Source organism: Bremerella sp. JC817 (assembly GCF_040718835.1).
Classification (GTDB): Bacteria; Planctomycetota; Planctomycetia; order Pirellulales; family Pirellulaceae; genus Bremerella.
The window spans coordinates 1-281 of sequence record NZ_JBFEFG010000154.1 but is presented as its reverse complement, the minus strand read 5'-3'; the positions used below and the strand labels follow the sequence as shown (position 1 = coordinate 281).

Here is a 281-nt window from a genome sequence, read left to right as displayed (position 1 = left end):
AGTTGACCAGCATGTCGATCCGGCCGAACTTTTCGAGACACTGATCACGAAGTTCGGCGAGCGATTCCCGCGAGAGGGTATCGGCCGAGATGAACTCTGCCTTGCCGCCGGCTGCCTGGATCCGTTCGGCGCGGCTTTCGTCGGCTCCTGATTCGTATTGCTTGAGGTAGATGTCCTCGTATTTCACGCTTCGCCACAATCTTTCGATGAACACGTTGTCCAATGCCCGGCCGCGACCGTCCATGCTGATCTCGATCGCATGGGACTTCATGCATGACAAT

1 pseudogene is annotated in these 281 nt (G+C 56.6%); it reads right to left on the bottom strand.

Annotated elements, in window-relative coordinates:
* Positions 1-148 precede the first annotated feature (148 nt).
* Positions 149-281, bottom strand: a pseudogene (locus AB1L30_RS00725) (integrase core domain-containing protein); the annotation flags it as partial.